Annotated in this window: 17 protein-coding genes; 12 read left to right on the top strand and 5 right to left on the bottom strand. The window is 65.9% G+C overall.

Features of this window, described 5'->3' with window-relative positions:
• The first annotated feature begins 89 nt into the window (after positions 1 to 89).
• The 9 genes from pgi to tal all read left to right on the top strand — a co-directional run bounded on the left by pgi (position 90) and on the right by tal (position 8,559).
• Positions 90 to 1,742 carry a glucose-6-phosphate isomerase gene (gene pgi, locus AC1DOQ_RS08795; RefSeq protein WP_477362248.1) on the top strand — a complete coding sequence of 551 codons (1,653 nt, stop codon included), beginning with the start codon at positions 90 to 92 and terminating at the stop codon, positions 1,740 to 1,742.
• Positions 1,743 to 1,761: 19 nt separating this feature from the next.
• Entirely contained in the window at positions 1,762 to 2,658 is an 897-nt protein-coding gene (locus AC1DOQ_RS08790; protein WP_477362246.1) for an SMP-30/gluconolactonase/LRE family protein, read from the top strand.
• 167 nt (positions 2,659 to 2,825) lie between these two features.
• Positions 2,826 to 4,295, top strand: a complete 1,470-nt coding sequence (zwf, locus tag AC1DOQ_RS08785) for a glucose-6-phosphate dehydrogenase (protein WP_477362244.1) — start codon at positions 2,826 to 2,828, stop codon at positions 4,293 to 4,295.
• 13 nt (positions 4,296 to 4,308) lie between these two features.
• On the top strand, positions 4,309 to 5,163 hold the full coding sequence (locus tag AC1DOQ_RS08780) for an SIS domain-containing protein (RefSeq protein WP_477362242.1): 855 nt from the start codon (positions 4,309 to 4,311) through the stop codon (positions 5,161 to 5,163).
• A gap of 10 nt (positions 5,164 to 5,173) precedes the next feature.
• The gene (locus AC1DOQ_RS08775; RefSeq protein WP_477362240.1) at positions 5,174 to 5,797 is read left to right on the top strand and encodes a glutathione S-transferase family protein; all 624 of its coding nucleotides are present in this window, start codon (positions 5,174 to 5,176) and stop codon (positions 5,795 to 5,797) included.
• 34 nt (positions 5,798 to 5,831) lie between these two features.
• Positions 5,832 to 6,533 carry a YjjG family noncanonical pyrimidine nucleotidase gene (locus AC1DOQ_RS08770; RefSeq protein ID WP_477362238.1) on the top strand — a complete coding sequence of 234 codons (702 nt, stop codon included), beginning with the start codon at positions 5,832 to 5,834 and terminating at the stop codon, positions 6,531 to 6,533.
• A gap of 132 nt (positions 6,534 to 6,665) precedes the next feature.
• A complete protein-coding gene (locus AC1DOQ_RS08765; RefSeq protein WP_477362236.1) occupies positions 6,666 to 7,163 on the top strand; it encodes a GAF domain-containing protein in 498 nt (165 codons plus the stop codon).
• Entirely contained in the window at positions 7,157 to 7,567 is a 411-nt protein-coding gene (fos, locus tag AC1DOQ_RS08760) for a fosfomycin resistance glutathione transferase (protein WP_477362234.1), read from the top strand. Before AC1DOQ_RS08765 ends, fos begins: the two co-directional genes overlap by 7 nt.
• A 62-nt stretch (positions 7,568 to 7,629) precedes the next feature.
• Entirely contained in the window at positions 7,630 to 8,559 is a 930-nt protein-coding gene (gene tal, locus AC1DOQ_RS08755; protein ID WP_477362232.1) for a transaldolase, read from the top strand.
• Positions 8,560 to 8,649: 90 nt separating this feature from the next.
• Here tal and AC1DOQ_RS08750 read toward each other — a convergent pair whose 3' ends face one another.
• Together AC1DOQ_RS08750 and AC1DOQ_RS08745 are read right to left on the bottom strand one after the other, a co-directional pair.
• Entirely contained in the window at positions 8,650 to 9,717 is a 1,068-nt protein-coding gene (locus tag AC1DOQ_RS08750) for an NAD(P)H-dependent flavin oxidoreductase (protein WP_477362230.1), read from the bottom strand.
• On the bottom strand, positions 9,714 to 10,925 hold the full coding sequence (locus AC1DOQ_RS08745; RefSeq protein WP_477362229.1) for a YbfB/YjiJ family MFS transporter: 1,212 nt from the start codon (positions 10,923 to 10,925) through the stop codon (positions 9,714 to 9,716). The genes AC1DOQ_RS08750 and AC1DOQ_RS08745 overlap by 4 nt, the downstream gene beginning before the upstream one ends.
• A gap of 64 nt (positions 10,926 to 10,989) precedes the next feature.
• On the opposite strand from AC1DOQ_RS08745, the gene AC1DOQ_RS08740 reads away from it, so the two are divergent.
• The gene (locus tag AC1DOQ_RS08740; protein ID WP_477362227.1) at positions 10,990 to 11,883 is read left to right on the top strand and encodes a LysR family transcriptional regulator; all 894 of its coding nucleotides are present in this window, start codon (positions 10,990 to 10,992) and stop codon (positions 11,881 to 11,883) included.
• Between the two features lie 14 nt (positions 11,884 to 11,897).
• Here the strand turns inward: AC1DOQ_RS08740 and AC1DOQ_RS08735 are convergent, their stop codons facing one another.
• The 3 genes from AC1DOQ_RS08735 to AC1DOQ_RS08725 form a co-directional block, all read right to left on the bottom strand.
• Entirely contained in the window at positions 11,898 to 12,335 is a 438-nt protein-coding gene (locus AC1DOQ_RS08735; RefSeq protein ID WP_477362225.1) for a hypothetical protein, read from the bottom strand.
• Entirely contained in the window at positions 12,332 to 12,460 is a 129-nt protein-coding gene (locus AC1DOQ_RS08730) for a hypothetical protein (RefSeq protein WP_477362223.1), read from the bottom strand. The genes AC1DOQ_RS08735 and AC1DOQ_RS08730 overlap by 4 nt, the downstream gene beginning before the upstream one ends.
• A 119-nt stretch (positions 12,461 to 12,579) precedes the next feature.
• The gene (locus AC1DOQ_RS08725) at positions 12,580 to 13,104 is read right to left on the bottom strand and encodes a TetR family transcriptional regulator (protein ID WP_477362221.1); all 525 of its coding nucleotides are present in this window, start codon (positions 13,102 to 13,104) and stop codon (positions 12,580 to 12,582) included.
• 257 nt (positions 13,105 to 13,361) lie between these two features.
• Between AC1DOQ_RS08725 and AC1DOQ_RS08720 the strand changes: the two genes are divergently transcribed.
• Both AC1DOQ_RS08720 and AC1DOQ_RS08715 read left to right on the top strand, forming a co-directional pair.
• On the top strand, positions 13,362 to 14,627 hold the full coding sequence (locus AC1DOQ_RS08720) for an efflux RND transporter periplasmic adaptor subunit (protein WP_477362219.1): 1,266 nt from the start codon (positions 13,362 to 13,364) through the stop codon (positions 14,625 to 14,627).
• Between the two features lie 27 nt (positions 14,628 to 14,654).
• The gene (locus AC1DOQ_RS08715; protein WP_477362217.1) at positions 14,655 to 17,813 is read left to right on the top strand and encodes an efflux RND transporter permease subunit; all 3,159 of its coding nucleotides are present in this window, start codon (positions 14,655 to 14,657) and stop codon (positions 17,811 to 17,813) included.
• Positions 17,814 to 17,817 lie beyond the last annotated feature (4 nt).

Below are 17,817 nucleotides of genomic sequence, written 5' to 3'. Positions count from 1 at the left end.
CATAATTTGTAGTGATTTTACGCCCGCTTCCTGTATGATTCGATAATCTGCATAAAATGTCATCATACCGTCCGTCGCCACCACTACCTATGCGCCAACCTCTTCTCACTAGCACCGCCAGCTACCAGTCGCTCCGTAACCATGCTTCCCAGGCCCGGGAATGGCAGATGCGCGAGCTGTTCGCACAAGATCCGCAGCGCTTCGAACGCCTCTCCTGCGAGGCCGCCGGGCTGTTTCTAGACTATTCAAAAAACCGCCTGGACGGGCGCACGCTTGAACTGCTGGCGCAACTCGCGCGCGAGCGCGGCGTCGAGCGTTTGCGCGACGCCATGTTTGCCGGCGAGAAGATCAACTTGACGGAAAACCGCGCCGTCCTCCACACCGCCCTGCGCGCACCGCGCAACAAGCCTTTCACGCTGGACGGCCAGGACGTGACCGGCGACGTGCATGCCGTGCTGGACCATATCCGGACCTTCAGCGACAGCGTGCGCAACGGTTCGTGGAAGGGCTACACCGGCAAGGAAATCACCGACGTCGTCAACATCGGCATCGGCGGCTCCGACCTCGGCCCGAAGATGGTCTGCCTGGCGCTGCGCCAGTTCGCCCATCCGCGCCTGACCATGCACTTCGTCTCCAACGTCGACGGCCACGACATGGACGCCGCGCTGTCGCGCGTGAATCCGGAAACCACGCTCTTCATCATCGCCTCGAAGACCTTCACCACGGCCGAGACCATGATGAACGCGAACACGGCCCGCGCCTGGTTCCTGCAGAACGCGCCGGCTCAGTCAGCTGAACAAGCGCTCGCCAAGCACTTCGTCGCGGTATCGACCAACGTCGAAGCCATCAAGACCTTCGGCATCGACCCGGCCAACATGTTCCCGTTCTGGGACTGGGTCGGCGGCCGCTACTCGGTGTGGTCGGCGATCGGCCTGCCGGTCGCGCTGTGCGTGGGCTTCGGCTACTTCAGCGATTTCCTGGCCGGCGCGCACGCCATGGACGAGCACTTCCGCACCGCCCCGATCGAGCAGAACCTGCCGATGATCCTGGCCCTGGTCGGCTTCTGGAACCGCGAATTCCTCGACTGCGCCTCGGTCTCGATCGCCCCCTACCACCAGGACCTGAACCGCTTCCCGGCCTACCTGCAGCAGCTCGACATGGAAAGCAACGGCAAGCGCGTCACGCGCGCCGGCGACACCATCACCGACTACGAGACCGGTCCGGTGATCTGGGGCGACGTCGGCACCAACGGCCAGCACGCCTACTTCCAGCTGCTGCACCAGGGCACGGACGTGACACCGATCGATTTCATCGCCGCCCTGCGTCCGGCCCATGAATTCCACAACCACCACGCGGCCCTGCTGGCCAACTGCTTCGCGCAATCGGAAGCCTTCATGAAGGGCAAGACCGCGGACGAGGTACGCGCCGACCTCGCCGGCCAGCCGGCGGAAGAAATCGAACGCCTGGTCCCGCACAAGACCTTCCCGGGCAACCGCCCCAGCAACACCATCCTGATGGATTACCTGAACCCGGCCACCTTGGGCGCCCTGATCGCGCTGTACGAGCACAAGGTCTTCGTGCAGGGCGCGCTGTGGGACGTCAACAGCTACGATCAGTGGGGCGTCGAGCTGGGCAAGGTGCTGGCCAAGAAGATCGAGGCGGAGCTGAACGGAGAATCGCAGCCGGCCGGGCACGATAGCTCGACCAATGGCCTGATCGCGCGCGCCAAGGCCGCCATCTGAGTCTCAGGAAGGAGTCCTCATGAAAACCGAACATTTCCTGGTAGTGCACGACGAGGCGATGAAGACCGGCGAATGCCCGATCTGGCATGCGGTCGAATCGGCGCTGTACTGGGTCGACATTCCCGCTCTGACCGTGCACCGCCTGCATCCGGCCAGCGGCAAGTATTCGGCGTGGAAGATGGACAGCGAACCGTCGGCGCTGGCGATCGACATCGACAACAACCTGGTGATCTCGACCCGCAACGGTTTCGTCTACCTGAATACCAGCAGCGGCGAAGTCGACGACATCGCGCCCGCGCCCTACGATACGAAGGTCATGCGCTTCAACGACGGCCGCGTGGACCCGGCCGGGCGCTTCTGGGTCGGCACCATCTACGAACCGCGCGACCAGCCGAAGGCCGAGATGTACGTGCTGGAAAGGGGCAAGCTGCGCCTGGCCTGGAGCGGCGGCATGACCAATTCGAACGGCCTGGCCTGGTCCCTGGACGGCAAGACCATGTTCCACGCCGATACCACCAGCCACCGCATCGACTGCTACGACTACGACCTCGCCAGCGGTACCGCGTCGAACCGCCGCAACCTGGTCACTTTCGAGGCGGACAAGACTTCGGGCACCTATGGCGGCCGTCCCGACGGCGCCGCGCTCGACAGCGAAGGCAATTACTGGATCGCGATGTACGAAGGCGGCCGCATCCTGAAGCTGTCGCCCACCGGCGAGCTGCTGCAGCAGGTGGATTTGCCGGTGAAGTGCCCGACCGCGGTGTGCTTCGGCGGCCCGGACCTGCGCACCCTGTACGTGACCAGTGCTTGCGGCGGCCGTCCGGCGGAGGAGCTGGCGGCGATGCCGAATAGCGGCAAGGTGCTGGCGTTCCGTGTCGATGTGGCCGGGCTCGAGATGCCGGAATACCGCGGCTGATGTCGCGTGGGCACGGTGTGCCCACCCTAGGCGCCGACCCTTGAATGGATGTGGCACCATATTTTTTCGGATCGCTCGATGACGTAGTAAATTTTCTTGCGCGATCAATATTCGTGTAGTAAATTTACAACTCAAGCTTATCCCTCCTCCTTTCGATCAGATACTCCATGGCTCTTTCCGATTTCGATCTCGTTTTCTTCGGCGGCAGCGGCGACCTCGCGATGCGCAAACTCCTGCCCGCGATGTATGCCCGCGACGTCGCCAACGACCTTCCCTCGAGCGCGCGCATCATCTGCGTGGGCCGCGAAGAGATGACGCAGGAAGGCTTCCTGCAGATGGTCGAGACGAATTCGAAACCGCACATCAAGGAAAGCGTCGACGAAGCCGCCTGGAAGAAATTCCTGGACCGCATCACCTGGGTATCCGTCGATGCCGTCAACCTGAAGAGCTACGCCGGCCTGGCCGAGGCATTGCGCAAGGACGAGTCCCTGACCCGCGTCTACTACCTGGCCACCCCGCCCTCGCTGTTCGCCAGGATCTGCGACAACCTGGCCGCCAGCGGCCTGGCGACGCCGAACTCGCGCGTGGTGCTGGAAAAGCCGCTGGGCCGCGACCTGGAGTCGGCCAAGCAGATCAACCTGGACGTCGGCAAGGTCTTCGCCGAATCGCAGATCTACCGGATCGACCACTACCTGGGCAAGGAAACCGTGCAGAACCTGCTGGCCCTGCGCTTCGGTAACGTCCTGTTCGAGCCGCTGTGGCGCCGCGAGTGGATCTCGGACGTGCAGATCACCATCGCCGAGAAGATCGGCGTCGGCAACCGCCTCGGCTACTACGACAATTCCGGCGCCCTGCGCGACATGCTGCAGAACCACCTGCTGCAGCTGCTGTGCATCGTCGCCATGGAACCGCCGACCTCGATCGCGCCGGACGCCGTGCGCGATTCCAAGCTGCAGGTGCTGCGCTCGCTGAAGCGCTTCACCCCGACCACGCTGACGCAGAACATCGTGCGCGGCCAGTACCGCGCCGGCTACGTCGACGGCCAGCCGGTGCCGGGCTACCGCGACGAGCCGGGCGCGCCCAAGCAGTCGAAGACCGAGACCTTCGTCGCCATGAAGGCCGAGATCGATACCTGGCGCTGGGCCGGCGTGCCCTTCTACCTGCGCACCGGCAAGCGCATGGCCGACCGCCTGGCCGAGATCGTCGTGCGCTTCAAGCCGATTCCGCACTCGATCTTCAACCAGCCGACCTCCAGCTTCCAGCCGAACAGCCTGGTGATCCGCCTGCAGCCGGACGAGGGCCTGTCGCTGAACCTGATGTCCAAGACCCCGGGCGACGGCATGCGCCTGAAGCAGGCCGAGCTCGAACTCGATTTCCGCGAGCAGTTCAAGGCGCCGCGCATGGAAGCCTACGAACGGCTGCTGCTGGATGTACTGCGCGGCCAGCTGACCCTGTTCATGCGCGGCGACGAGCTGGAAGCGGCCTGGGAATGGGTCGAGCCCATCCTCGATTACTGGGAGCAGGACGACACTTCGCCGGTACCCTACTCCTCCGGCACCTGGGGCCCGGCCGCGTCCAGCGCCCTGATCGGCCGCGACGGCCTGCAGTGGCGCGAAGAAGCGCTGCCGGAAGATTAAGGACGCCGACCCCGTGCTGCTCGATTCCATCCGCACCCAGCTCGACTCGCTGTCGAAATCCGAACGCAAGGTGGCGCTCGCCGTGCTGGCCTCGCCCAGCGCCACCGTCAGCCAGAACATCACCGCGCTGGCGCGCGCCGCCCAGGTGTCGGAGCCGACCGTGGTGCGCTTCTGCCGCACCCTCGGCTACGACGGCTGGCACGAGTTCAAGCTGAAGCTGGCGCAAGGCCTGGCGCTGGCCCTGCCCGGCGCCACCGAGCAGCCGGCCCAGGACGACCTCGCCGCCGACCTGGTCAACAAGATCTGCAGCCGCTCGATCAACACCCTGCTCGACCTGCGCAACAACCTCAAGCCGGAGCTGATCCAGAAGGCGCTGGACGTCCTGTCGCGCGCCAACAAGATCGAGTTCTACGGCCAGGGCACCTCCGGCTTCGTGGCCGCCGACGCCCAGCACAAGTTCTTCCGCTCCGGCGTGCCGACCATCGCCTACACGGATCCGGCCATCCACTCGATCGCCGCGGCCCTGCTGCGCGAAGGCGACGTGGTGGTGGCGATCTCCCAGCGCGGCAACAACCCCGCACTCACCCGTTCGGCGAAACTGGCGCGCCGCGGCGGCGCCGAGGTGATCGTGCTGGCGCCCTCCGGCACGCCGCTGGCGGACATGGCCAGCCTCTTGATCCCGATCGACCTGGTGTTCGCGACCGACCCCTACACGCCGATTTCGGCGCGCCTGGCCTACCTGGTCGTGATCGACGTGCTGGCGGTCGGCCTGGCCCTGCAGCGCGGCCCGGAATTCAGGAAGAAGATGCAGAATGCGCAGAAGGCGCTGCAGGAATTCGACATGCAGTTCGATTCCTTCATCGGTTGATAGCGGCGCCGTGATTACCGTCTGGGGCAATGCCGATTCGATCAATGTGCAGAAGGTCCTCTGGTGCTGCGAGGAGCTGGCGCTCGACTATCGCCGCATCGACGCCGGCCGCCACTTCGGCGTGGTCGGCACGCCGGCCTTCCGCAGCCTGAATCCGAACGGCCTGGTGCCTACCATCGACGACGACGGCTTCGTGGTCTGGGAATCCAACACCATCGTCAGGTATCTCGCGGGTCGCTATGCGCAGGACGGCCTGTTGCCGCTCGATCCCCGCGCGCGTGCCGACGCCGAGCGCTGGATGGACTGGACGAATTCGACCTTGTGGCCGGCCCTGCTGCCCCTGTTCCGCGCCTTCATGCGCACGCCCGCGGCCGACCGCGATCCGGCACGGATCGAGGAGCAGCGTATCGCCGCCCTGTCCGCGATGCGCATTCTCGACGGCCATCTGGGCGGACAGGATTACGTCGGCGGCGCCACGTTCACGGTGGGCGATATCGCCGCCGGCTGCGCGGCCTGGCGCTGGTTCGCGCTGCCGATCGAACGCGAGCCCCTGCCCGGCCTGCAGGCATGGTTCGACCGCCTTGCGGCGCGCCCCGCCTTCGGCAAGCTGGTCATGACGCCGCTGACCACCTGAGACAGAGTTCGCATGCTCGGCTAATATATAGCCGATGAAACATACGCTCTTCCTGTTCGACCTCGACGACACCCTGCTCGACTTCAAGGCATCCGAACAACTGTCCTTCGTGCGCACCATGCAGGCGCTCGGCCTGAAAGACGGCATCGAAGCCCTGTTCCCGCGTTACCAGGCGATCAATATCGCGCTGTGGAAGGAATTCGAGCTGGGAACCGTCTCGAAGGATTTCCTGAAAGTCGAACGCTTCCGCCGCACCTTCGCGCAGAACGCCCTCGACCTCGATCCGGCCGCCGCCAGCCACCTCTATCTCGAGTCGCTGTCGGACACGGTCGTCCTCATCGACGGCGCCAGGCAGGTCTGCGAAACCTTGTCGGCCATCGGCGAAGTCGGCATCATCACCAATGGCGTCGAGCACATCCAGACCCGCCGCATCGCCAGCTCGGGTCTGAAGGACCACATCTCCTTCGTCTCGACCTCCGAGGCTTGCGGCTACGCCAAGCCGGACAGCCGCTTCTTCGACTACGCGGCAAAGATGGCGCGCGCTTTTGCGAAGCATGAAACCGTCATCGTCGGCGACCGGCTGGACGCCGACATCCTCGGCGCCAACCGCTTCGGCATCGACAGCTGCTGGTTCAATCCGGGCAGGCTGGGCAATGCGGGCGAAGCCGTACCGACCTGCGAGGTCGACAGCCTGCATGCCATCGTGCCGGCCCTGCGCCAGATTCAGAAGTCGTAGCCCGGCCCGTGGTCAAAGGAACATCGCTTTCGAGCTTGCGATGGCTGTAGGCGACGCGCCGGTTCGGCCCGGCAGTATTGCCATGCTGGCGGTAAAATATCGCTTTCCGATCAGTTCCTTCGAACTCACGCCATGCACATCAATCCCGAACGCAGCACCCGCCCCGACTATGACCTGCTGGTACGCCAGGTCGCCAGCGTCCTCGAAGGCGAGCGCGACCTCACCGCCAATGCCTCGCAGTTTTCGGCGCTGGTCTACGACACCCTTGCCGACCTGAACTGGGCCGGCTTCTATTTCACCGTGCCGAGCAAGAAGGGTGAAGGCCAGGACCTGCTGGTCGGCCCTTTCCAGGGCAAGCCGGCCTGCGCCCGCATCCCCTTCGGCCGCGGCGTCTGCGGCACCACCGCCGTGCAGCGCGAAACCATCGTGGTGCCGGACGTGCACGCCTTCCCCGGCCACATCGCCTGCGATTCGGCCTCGGCCTCGGAAATCGTGATTCCGGTCATCAAGAACGGCAAGCTGGTCGGCGTGTTCGATATCGACAGCCCGAAGCTGGAGCGTTTCTCGGACGAGGACAAGGCCGGCCTGGAGCGCATGGTCGCGGCCTTCCTGGACGCCACCGATTGCTGAGCGGACTGAATCACCTGACCCTGGCCGTTGCCGACCTGGAACGCAGTTTCGCCTTTTACAAGGACCTGCTCGGCTTCAGGCCTGCCGCGATCTGGAACACGGGCGCCTACCTGAGCCTGGGCGGGCTGTGGCTGTGCCTGTCGCTCGACGGCAAGCGCGCCGCCCCCGCTGAGCCGGACTATACGCACTACGCCTTCGATATCGCCCAGGGCGATTTCGCCGCCTTCCGTGCGCGCCTGCTCGAGGCCGGCGTAGTCGAATGGCGAACAAACAAGAGCGAAGGCGACTCCTTTTATTTCCTGGATCCGGACGGCCACCGGCTCGAGGCCCACGTCGGCAATCTGGCCAGCCGCCTGGCCCGGTGCCGTGCGGCGCCATATGCCGGTATGCGTTTTTTCGAATAAATCACCGGCTGCCGGTACGGTACAATCACGGAATCCGTATCTCACATCACTTGCCACGCACCATGAACCAACTCGAACAGCTCAAGCAGTACACCACCGTGGTGGCCGACACCGGCGACTTCCAGTCGATCAAGGCCTACGCGCCGCAAGACGCAACCACCAATCCCTCGCTGATCCTGAAGGCGGTCCAGAAGCCGGAATACCGTCCGCTGCTGGAAAAAGCCGTCGCCGACGCCAACGGCGCTTCGGTCGAAGAGATCGTCGACCGCCTGCTGATCGCCTTCGGCGTCGAGATCCTCAAGTTCGTGCCGGGCCGCGTCTCGACCGAGATCGACGCCGCGCTGTCCTTCGATACCGAAGCGACCGTGGCCAAGGGCCGCGAACTGATCGCCCTGTACGAAGCCGCCGGCATCAAGCGCGAGCGCGTGCTGATCAAGATCGCCTCGACCTGGGAAGGCATCCGCGCCGCCGAGATCCTGGAAAAGGACGGCATCCGCTGCAACCTGACCCTGCTGTTCTCGCTGTGCCAGGCCGTGGCCTGCGCCGAAGCGGGCGTGCAGCTGATCTCGCCGTTCGTCGGCCGCATCTACGACTGGTACAAGAAATCGACCGGCACCGACTACCAGGGCGCCGACGATCCGGGCGTGCAGTCGGTCAAGCGCATCTACCAGTACTACCGCAAGTTCGGCTACAAGACCGAAGTGATGGGCGCGAGCTTCCGCAACACCTCGCAGATCCTGGAACTGGCCGGCTGCGACCTGCTGACCATCTCGCCGGACCTGCTGCAGAAGCTGTCCGACGCCGACGCGACCGTCGAGCGCAAGCTGGTGGCCGACCAATCGGCAAACATCGAGAAGATCGCGATGGACGAGAAGACCTTCCGCTTCATGCTGAACGAAGACGCGATGGGCACCGAGAAGCTGGCCGAGGGTATCCGTGCCTTCGTGGCGGATTCGGTCAAGCTGAAGAAGATGATCGAGGAGCTGCGCTAACACGTCATCCTCCCCGCCTTCGCGGGGAGGATGGCTATCGATGCGCGAGCACGACGATCGAACGGCGGCATGCATGCCGCCGTTTTCCGTTTACATCGCCATCTCGGCAGCAAGCTGCTGCAGCATCTCCGCCGCCGGCATCTCGCGCGCCAGCGGCGCTCCCTGCCCTGCCCACTGCGCCGCAAACTCGTGGTTGCCGGCCTTGGCCGCCGCGGCGTGCAGCTGCTTGGCCGCATCGTAGGCGACCGGATACGCGGCCGCCGGCGGGCTGCCGGCGGCGTCGCCGTGGGCGATCAGGCGGTTGAGCATGCCGCGCGCCGGGCGTCCGGAAATGGCCGCGGTCATGCGCGTGGCCTCGGCCCGTTCGCTCTTCAGGTTGGCGCGGTAGGCGGCACTGGCCGAGGATTCCGGCGACAGGATGAAGGCGGTCCCCAGCTGCGCCGCCACCGCGCCCAGGTCCAGCGCGGCCCTGATGCCGGCGCCGTCCATGATGCCGCCGGCGGCGACGATCGGCAGGCCGGTCTTCCTGACCAGCAGGCGCACCAGCACCGAGGTGCTCAGGCCTTCGTCGCTTTGTTCCGGATCGAACATCCCGCGGTGGCCGCCGGCCTCGATGCCCTGGGCCACGATCGCCTTCACGCCCGCCCGCTCGATGATCCCGGCTTCGCGCAAATTCGTGGCGGTGGCCATCGTGAACACGCCCGCCTCGTGAAAGGCGGCCAGCCGTTCGGCGGACGGCAGGCCGAAATGGAAACTCACGACCGCCGGACGCAGCTCGAGCAGCATGCGGAACATGTCTTCGTCTTCGTTGAAGGATTTGTAGATCTCGTCGAGCGAAGAAGGCGCCGCGATGCCCGCATCGGCGAACAGGGGCGCGAGGTGGCCGAGCCAGGCCGCTTCGCGCTCCGCGTCGCGGCGCGCCGGCACATGGCAGAACACGTTCGCGTTGAAGGAGCGGCTGGTCAGGGCGCGCGTCTCTTCCAGCATCTGGCGCGCCTGGGCGGCATTGCTCGCCCCGAGTCCCAGCGATCCCAGGCCGCCGGCGTTGGACACGGCCGCCGCCATGCTCGGCGTCGACACGCCGGCCATCGGCGCCTGGATGATTGGATACTGGAGCGCAAGGCGCTCAAGGAATTGCTGGCTCCGGTTCGGATTCATGGTTTCTCCCTTCGATGTGCAATGTGCGAGTTCGTTTTCCACAGCCAGGCCGCGCTGCCCAGCAATCCCAGCGCCGACAGCGCCAGCGCCATGTGCAGGGCCGCGGCCTCGGTAGCCGTCAGGCGGGCGATGCCCGCGCTGACCAGCGGCCCCGCCAGCTGGCCGACTGCGAAGCCTGCCGTCATCCGGCCCAGCACGCGCGTGGCCTGTCCTTCGGCGCGCGCCCGCGCTTCCTGCATGCCGACCATGGTGATGACCATGAAGGTGCCGCCCACCAGCAGCGCCGCCAGGGTCACGCTGGCCAGCGAAGTCCACACGGCCGGCAGCAGCACGCCGACCGCCATCAGCAGGTGGGCGCTCGCCCACACGCCCAGGCGCGGCGCCTTCGCCAGGCGCCAGGACACCAGCACCGTGGAGATGGCCGCCGCCGTGCCGAACACCGGCCAGGCCAGGCCGAACACGGCGGGGTCGTCGACCAGTTGCCGCGCCAGCGCCGGCAGATAAGTGGCGGGCAGGATGTAGCCGAAGCCGAACAGGGTATAGCAAACGACCAGGCCGAAGGTGGCTTGCGGCGCGGCGGGCCCGATGGAAGCGGCGGCGGCGGCCGGCGGCGGTGGCGTCGGCAGGCTGCGGCTCAGCACCAGCGGCAGGGCCGACGCCAGCGCGCCCAGCGCCGCCAGGCCGATCCACAGTTGCGGCGAAGGCAGCGCGCTCCCCAGCAGCAGGCAGAACAGGCCGGCGGCGGCGATGCCGATGCCGACACCGGAAAACTGGACGCCGGCCAGGTCCGGACGCCCGATCGCCGCCAGCCAGCCGAGGCCCCAGGCGCTGGTCGCGACCAGGGTCCAGGCGCTCATCACGCCCGCCAGGAAGCGCAGCACGGCCCACCAGAAACCGGAGGCGGTCCAGCCGACCGCCGCCGTGATCAGCACGGTGCCGGCCAGTCCGAGGGCGAGCAGCAGCGCCGGCTTGATGCGCAGGCGCGAGGCCGCCAGCGCACCGGCCAGGTAGCCCAGGTAGTTGGCGGCGGCGAGCATGGCGCCGGCGTGGCTGTCGAGCAGCCCGTCCCTCACCATCAGCGGAAACAGGGGCGTGAAGGCGAAGCGGCCGATGCCCATGGCCACCGCCAGCGAGATCATGGCCGCGGCGCAGACGGCGGCGGCAACGCGGCCGCTCCTGGCGGCAAGGGGAAGTGTCGTGCTATCCATGCCTGTATTAAAGCGCAAGCCGGGCGCGCTGACTAATGAATAAAAATGGACTATCATTCTCTTTATGAGAACGATCGACCTCGAAGCCCTGCTCATTTTCCGTACCGTCGTCTGCGAGGGCGGCGTGAACCGGGCCGCGGAAAAGCTGCACCGCGTGCCGTCCAACGTCACCACCCGCATCCGGCAACTGGAAGACTACCTCGGCGTGCGCCTGTTCCGCCGCGACGGCCGCTCGCTCAGCCTGACCGCCGAAGGCAAGACGCTGCTGAACTACGCGACCCGCCTGCTGCGCCTGGCCGACGAGGCCGTCGACGAGCTGCGCAGCGGCAAGCCGCAGGGCGTGTTCCGCCTCGGCTCGCTGGAAAGCACGGCCGGCAGCCGCCTGGCGCCCATCCTCTCGCGCTTCCACGAAGAACATCCGGGCGTGGTGGTGGAGCTCGTCACCGGCACCACCGGCGCCCTGCTCAAGGCGGTGAGGAACTTCGAGATCGAAGCGGCCTTCGTGTCCGAGCCCTTCACGGCGCCCGAGCTGGAAGCCTTGCCGGTGTTCCGCGAAAAGCTGGTGCTGATCACGCCGCTTGCCACGGGTCCGGTGCGCGATGCGAAGGACCTCGGCCGCCTGACCATGATCGCCTTTACCCACGGCTGCTCCTACCGGCGGCGCCTCGACGAATGGCTGGGCAGCGAAAACGTGACGGTCGAACGGGTGCTCGAATTCGGTTCCTACCAGGGCATGATCGCCTGCGTGGCGGCCGGCACCGGCTTTGCCGTCGTGCCGCGGAGCGTGCTCGGCGCGCTGCAGGCCGCGGACAAGGTGCGACAGCACGCGCTGCCGGCGCGCATCGCGGAGAACCGGACCCACCTGGTGTGGCGCGGCGAGGCCTCGCTGGCGCTGGAAGGCTTGATTGCAATGCTGCGCGCAGGATCCCCTGAAGAAGTGCCGGCCGATGTGCATTGACCTTCCGAACGAATTCATTTCTTGCGGTGAAAGCGCCGCGAACTCACCGGTTTGCCGTTCTCGTATTCGATGACTTCGATGTGCTGGGTATCGTAGATCAGCGGATAACGGATCCTCACATCTTCGCCGGCACGGCCGCAGGTGCTGCTGCGCAGGGTCAGCAGATAAGTCGGGATGCTGCCCGGGAAGCCGGCCAGGAATCTGGTGCCGCTCCCATCGAGGTACACCGTGCCGGGCCTTTCCTTTTTCAGCACGAATTCCTGCTCGCAGGGCGGGACCGATTTATTTAGTCCGCTCCAGCGCAGGCGATCGTCCTTGACGCTCAGGACGGTATAGGTGGCTTGTGACGCCGGCCGATCGTCCAGCAGCCAGCGGCCGGCGAACGGCAGCGGCTGGGCCAGGAGCGAAGGGGCGCAGCCGAGGCCGAGCAGGAATGCCAGCAACAATCTCATGAGCTAGCGCGCCAGTGCGACAGCCTCGACCAGATGAAACGGACGCCGTAATACGGCAGCGCGCCGACGGCGGCGAAGACCAGCGCGGCGATCATCGGCAGGATGGCGCCCGGGAACACGCTCATCCTCATCCCGAAACCGGGCACGCATTCGGCGCGATACACCGGATGGCACAGGGCGATGGGCGGCGCTCGATGCGGCCCAGCAGCAACCAGGCGAGGACCGGCAGTGTCGGCAAGCCCCATCAGGCCCGCCCCGCCCGCAAGCCCGCCATATACGGATCGATCACGCTCTTCCCCAACTCGAGCAAATCGAAACTCTGGGGCGCGAACATCCAGTTGCGGACCAGCCCGTCGATCATGGTCCACATCGCCAGCGCCAGCATGCGCGGCTCGACCTTGCAGGAGATCAGGCCCTGGTCGGCGGCCAGCTTGATGCGGCGTTCGACGCGCGCCATCCACTGGTTCAGGCTATGCTGGCGGCGGCAGCGCACCACATCCAGCTCGTCGACGAATTCTACCTTCAGCATGGCGATCTCGAACACGCGGCGGGCCACCGGGTCCTCGACCGTGCGGCGCAGCACGGCCAGCATGTACTCGCGCAAGTCGGCCATCGGATCGCTCGAATCGGCCTCGTCCAGCACCTGCAGCTCCGCCTCCAGCGGCAGGATCGCGCGTTCCATCATCGCGTTGAACAAGGCGCCCTTGTCGTCGAAGTGCCAATAAATGGCCCCGCGCGTCACACCGGCAGCGGTTGCGATATGCTGCAAGGTGGTTCTCGAAACACCCTGTTCAACGAACAATTTCTCTGCAGCATCAAGAATGCTGTCACGCGTGGCAGCGGCCTCTTCTTTGGTTCTGCGGGCCATTGGCGCCTATCTCCATTATTTGGTGGTCAAGAAACATTAAACATACACTCGTGATAGTATATCCCCGTTTACCTAAAAGCCAGTGACGAATCGTTGTGCGGTGCAGGAGTAGTGCCGCAGGACGGTTTTGTCCTTTTTTTAACAGAAGGAAGCACTTAATGCGTTCTGCCCAACCATCTACCCTGAATCTGACCAGGATTGCCGCGTGCACCCTGACCGCCCTGGCGCTGCTGTCGGGCTGCGGCCACAAGGATGCCGCCCAAGCCGGTGCCGGCGCCCCCGGCGGCAAGATGCCGGCGCCGCAAGTCGGCGTCATCACGACCAAGTTCCAGCAGGTCGCCCTCCAAACCGAACTGCCGGCCCGCGTCGAAGCGATCCGCGTGGCCGAGGTGCGTGCCCGCGTCAACGGCGTCGTCCTGAAGCGCCTGTTCACCGAGGGCAGCATGGTAAAGCAGGGCCAGTCCCTGTTCCAGATCGATCCGGAACCCTACCAGGCACAGCTCAACAGCGCCCAGGCCTCGCTCGGCCGCGCCCAGGCCAACCTGACCTCGGCCTCGGCCACCGTCGAGCGCTACAAGCCGCTGGTGGAAGCCAATGCGGTCAGCAAGCAGGAGTTCACCAATGCCGTCGCCGCCGCCAAGCAGGCCGAGGCCGACGTCAACGCCGCCAAGGCGCAGGTGAAGATCGCCCAGATCAACTATGGCTATGCGAACGTCTACGCGCCGATCTCGGGCCGCATCGGCCGCGCCCTCGTGACCGAAGGCGCGCTGGTATCAAGCACCGAAGCGACCCAGATGGCGCTGATCCAGCAGACCGACAGCGTCTACCTGAACATCACCCAGTCCGCCGCCGAACTGCAGCGCCTGCGCAAGAGCGCCGGCAACCGCGGCATCGACTCGGCGATCCCGGTGTCGGTGATCCTCGACGACGGTAGCGAACTGGGCCGCAAAGGCAAGCTGCTGTTCTCGGACGTGACCGTGGACCCGACCAGCGGCCAGGTTACCCTGCGCGCCCAGGTCGCCAACCCGGACAACGCCCTGCTGCCGGGCCAGTACGTGCGCGTGCGCCTGGCCCAGGCCGAGCTGCCGTCGGGCATCCTGGTGCCGCAGCAGGCCGTGACCCGCGGCGGCCAGACCGGCGACACCGTGATGGTGATCGGCGCCGACAACAAGCCGACCCCGCGCACCGTCAAGATCGCCTCGCAGGAAGGCGCCGACTGGGTCGTCACCGACGGCTTGAAGGAAGGCGAGAAAGTGATGGTCGACGGCTTCCAGAAGCTGCAGATGCTGCCGCCGGGCACCCCGGTCCAGCCGGTGGCATGGACTCCGCAAAACAGTAACAGCGCCCCGGCCAGCCGTACGGCCGATACGCCGAAGGCCGGTTCGCCGGCCGCCGGCGCCGGCACGGGCAATACCCGCCAGTAAGAGCAACAATAGAAACAGGACTTCCCAATGGCTCGTTTTTTTATTGACCGCCCAATTTTCGCCTGGGTGATCGCGCTGTTCATCATGGTGCTTGGCGGCGTCGCCATCAAGCAGCTGCCGATCGCGCAATACCCGACCGTGGCGCCGCCGTCGATCGTCGTCAGCGTCGCCTACCCGGGCGCTTCCGCACAAACCCTCGAGGACTCGGTCATCTCCGTGATCGAGCGCGAGATGAACGGTTCGCCCGGCATGGTCTACATGGAGTCGACCAGCCAGGCCAACGGCACCGGCTCCATCACGATCTCCTTCGAGACCGGTACCGATCCCGACCTGGCCCAGGTCGACGTCCAGAACCGCCTGTCGCGCGCGACCCCGCGCCTGCCGGCGGCCGTGACCCAGCAGGGCGTGCGCGTCGACAAGGCCCGCTCGAACTTCCTGCTGTTCACGATCCTCTCCTCGGACGACCCGAACTGGGACCCGATCGCGCTGGGCGACTACGCCTCGCGTAACGTGCTGCCCGAGATCCAGCGTATCAAGGGCGTGGGCCAGGCCCAGCTGTTCGGTACCGAGAAGGCGATGCGCATCTGGATCGACCCGGCCAAGCTGGTCGGCTTCAAGCTGTCCGCCTCCGACGTCAACAACGCGATCCGCGCCCAGAACGCCCAGGTGGCGTCCGGCACCATCGGCGACCTGCCGCTGGCCGTCGGCCAGCAGATCACCGCGACCGTGGTCGTGACCGGCCAGCTGTCGACCGTCGAACAGTTCGGCAACATCGTGCTGCGCGCGAATCCGGACGGCTCCACCGTGCGCCTGAAGGACGTGGCCCGCATCGAGATCGGCGGCCAGGCGTATTCGACCTCGGCACGCCTGAACGGCAAGCCGTCCAGCGGTATCGGCGTGCAGCTGTCGCCGACCGGTAACGCGCTCGAGACCGCCAACCTGATCAAGGCCCGCATGGCCGAGCTGCAGAAGTACTTCCCGCATGGCATGAAGTACGCGATTCCTTACGATTCCACCAAGTTCATCCAGATTTCGATCAGCCAGGTCATCGAGACCCTGATCGAGGCCGTGATCCTGGTGTTCATCGTGATGTACGTGTTCCTGCAGAACATCCGCTACACCCTGATCCCGACCATCGTGGTGCCGGTCGCCCTGCTCGGCTCCTTCGCCACCCTGCTGGCGCTGGGCTTCTCGATCAACGTGCTGACCATGTTCGGCATGGTGCTGGTGATCGGTATCGTGGTCGACGACGCCATCGTGGTGGTGGAGAACGTCGAGCGCATCATGTCCGAGGAAGGCTTGCCGCCGCTGCAGGCGACCCGCAAGGCCATGGGCCAGATCTCGGGCGCCATCATCGGCGTGACCGTGGTGCTGATCTCGGTGTTCGTGCCGCTGGCCTTCTTCGCCGGCGCGGTCGGCAACATCTACCGCCAGTTCTCGGCGGTGATGGTGTCCTCGATCGCGTTCTCGGCCTTCCTGGCGCTGTCGCTGACCCCGGCGCTGTGCGCCCACCTGCTCAAGCCGGTCGAAGCCGGCCACCACATGGAGAAGCGCGGCTTCTTCGGCTGGTTCAACCGCACCTTCAGCACCGGCGCCAAGCGCTATGAAGGTTTCGTCGGCAAGATCCTGCGCCGCACCGGCCGCGCACTGGTCGCCTTCGTGCTGCTGCTGGGCCTGGTTGGCCTGGTGTTCACCAAGATGCCGAACTCCTTCCTGCCGAACGAAGACCAGGGCTACATCATCGCCAACATCCAGCTGCCGCCGGGCGCCACCGCCGAGCGTACCGACGCCGTGCTGAAGGCCGCCGAAGCCTATGTGCTGAAGCAGCCGGAAGTCGCCGACATGGTGTCCGTGACCGGCTTCTCGTTCTCGGGCCAGGGCCAGAACATGGGTCTCGCCTTCATCCCGCTGAAGTCCTGGGACGAGCGCAAGGCGCCGGGTTCGGACGCACAGAGCCTGGCGGGCCGCATCACGGGCCACCTGATGTCGCTGCGCGATTCCTTCATCTTCGTGGTGAGCCCGCCGCCGATCCCGGAACTGGGCCGCGGCGCCGGCTTCTCCTTCCGTCTCCAGGACCGCGGCGGCCTCGGCCACGCAGCCCTGCTGCAGGCGCGTAACCAGCTGCTGGGCATGGCGATGCAATCCCCGGTCCTGACCGGCATCCGTCCGGAAGGCCTGGAAGATGCGCCGCAGCTGCAGCTGGAGATCGACCGCGACAAGGCGAACGCCCTGGGCGTGACCTTCGACGCGATCAACACCGCGATCTCGACCTCGCTGGGTTCGAGCTACGTGAACGACTTCCCTAACGCCGGCCGCCTGCAACGCGTGGTGGTGCAAGCCGACGCCAAGGACCGCATGCAGCCGGAAGACCTGCTGCGCCTGAACGCCCTGAACACCAAGGGCCAGCCGGTGCCGCTGTCGGCCTTCGCCTCCACCAAGTGGATCAACGGTCCGCAGCAGACCACCCGCTACAACGGCTATCCGGCGATGAGCATCACCGGCGAACCGAAGCCGGGCTATTCGTCGGGCGACGCGCTGCAGGAAATGCAGAACCTGGCGGCCAAGCTGCCGGCGGGCTTCGCCTACGAATGGACCGGCCAGTCGCGCGAGGAAATCCTGTCCGGCTCGACCGTGTTCGTCCTGATCGGCTTCTCGCTGCTGGCGGTGTTCCTGGCCCTGGCGGCACTGTATGAGAGCTGGTCGATCCCGGTCTCGGTGCTGCTGGTGGTGCCGCTGGGCGTGCTCGGCTCGCTGCTGGCCGCGACCATGCGCGGCATGCCGAACGACGTCTACTTCAAGGTCGGCCTGATCACCGTGATCGGCCTGGCGGCGAAGAACGCGATCCTGATCATCGAGTTCGCGAAGGACCTGCAGGCGCAGGGCAAGTCGCCGATCGAAGCGGCGATCGAAGCGGCCCACCTGCGCTTCCGTCCGATCATCATGACCTCGCTGGCCTTCATCCTCGGCGTGCTGCCGCTGGTGATCGCCAGCGGCGCCGGCGCGGCTTCGCAGCGCGCCATCGGTACCGGCGTGATGGGCGGCATGATCACCGCGACCGCGCTCGGCGTGTTCTTCGTGCCGGTGTTCTTCGTGGTCGTCCGCAGCATCTTCAAGGGCAGCAAGCGCCAGCAGGAGATCTACGAGCACCACGCCGAAGCCGCAGGTATTGCGAAAGAAGAAATATGAACGG

The sequence above is a fragment of the Massilia sp. 01N417 genome, from assembly GCF_056399645.1.
The sequence above is the reverse complement of the archived record's forward strand: the minus strand, read 5'-3'. Positions and strand labels throughout refer to the sequence as shown.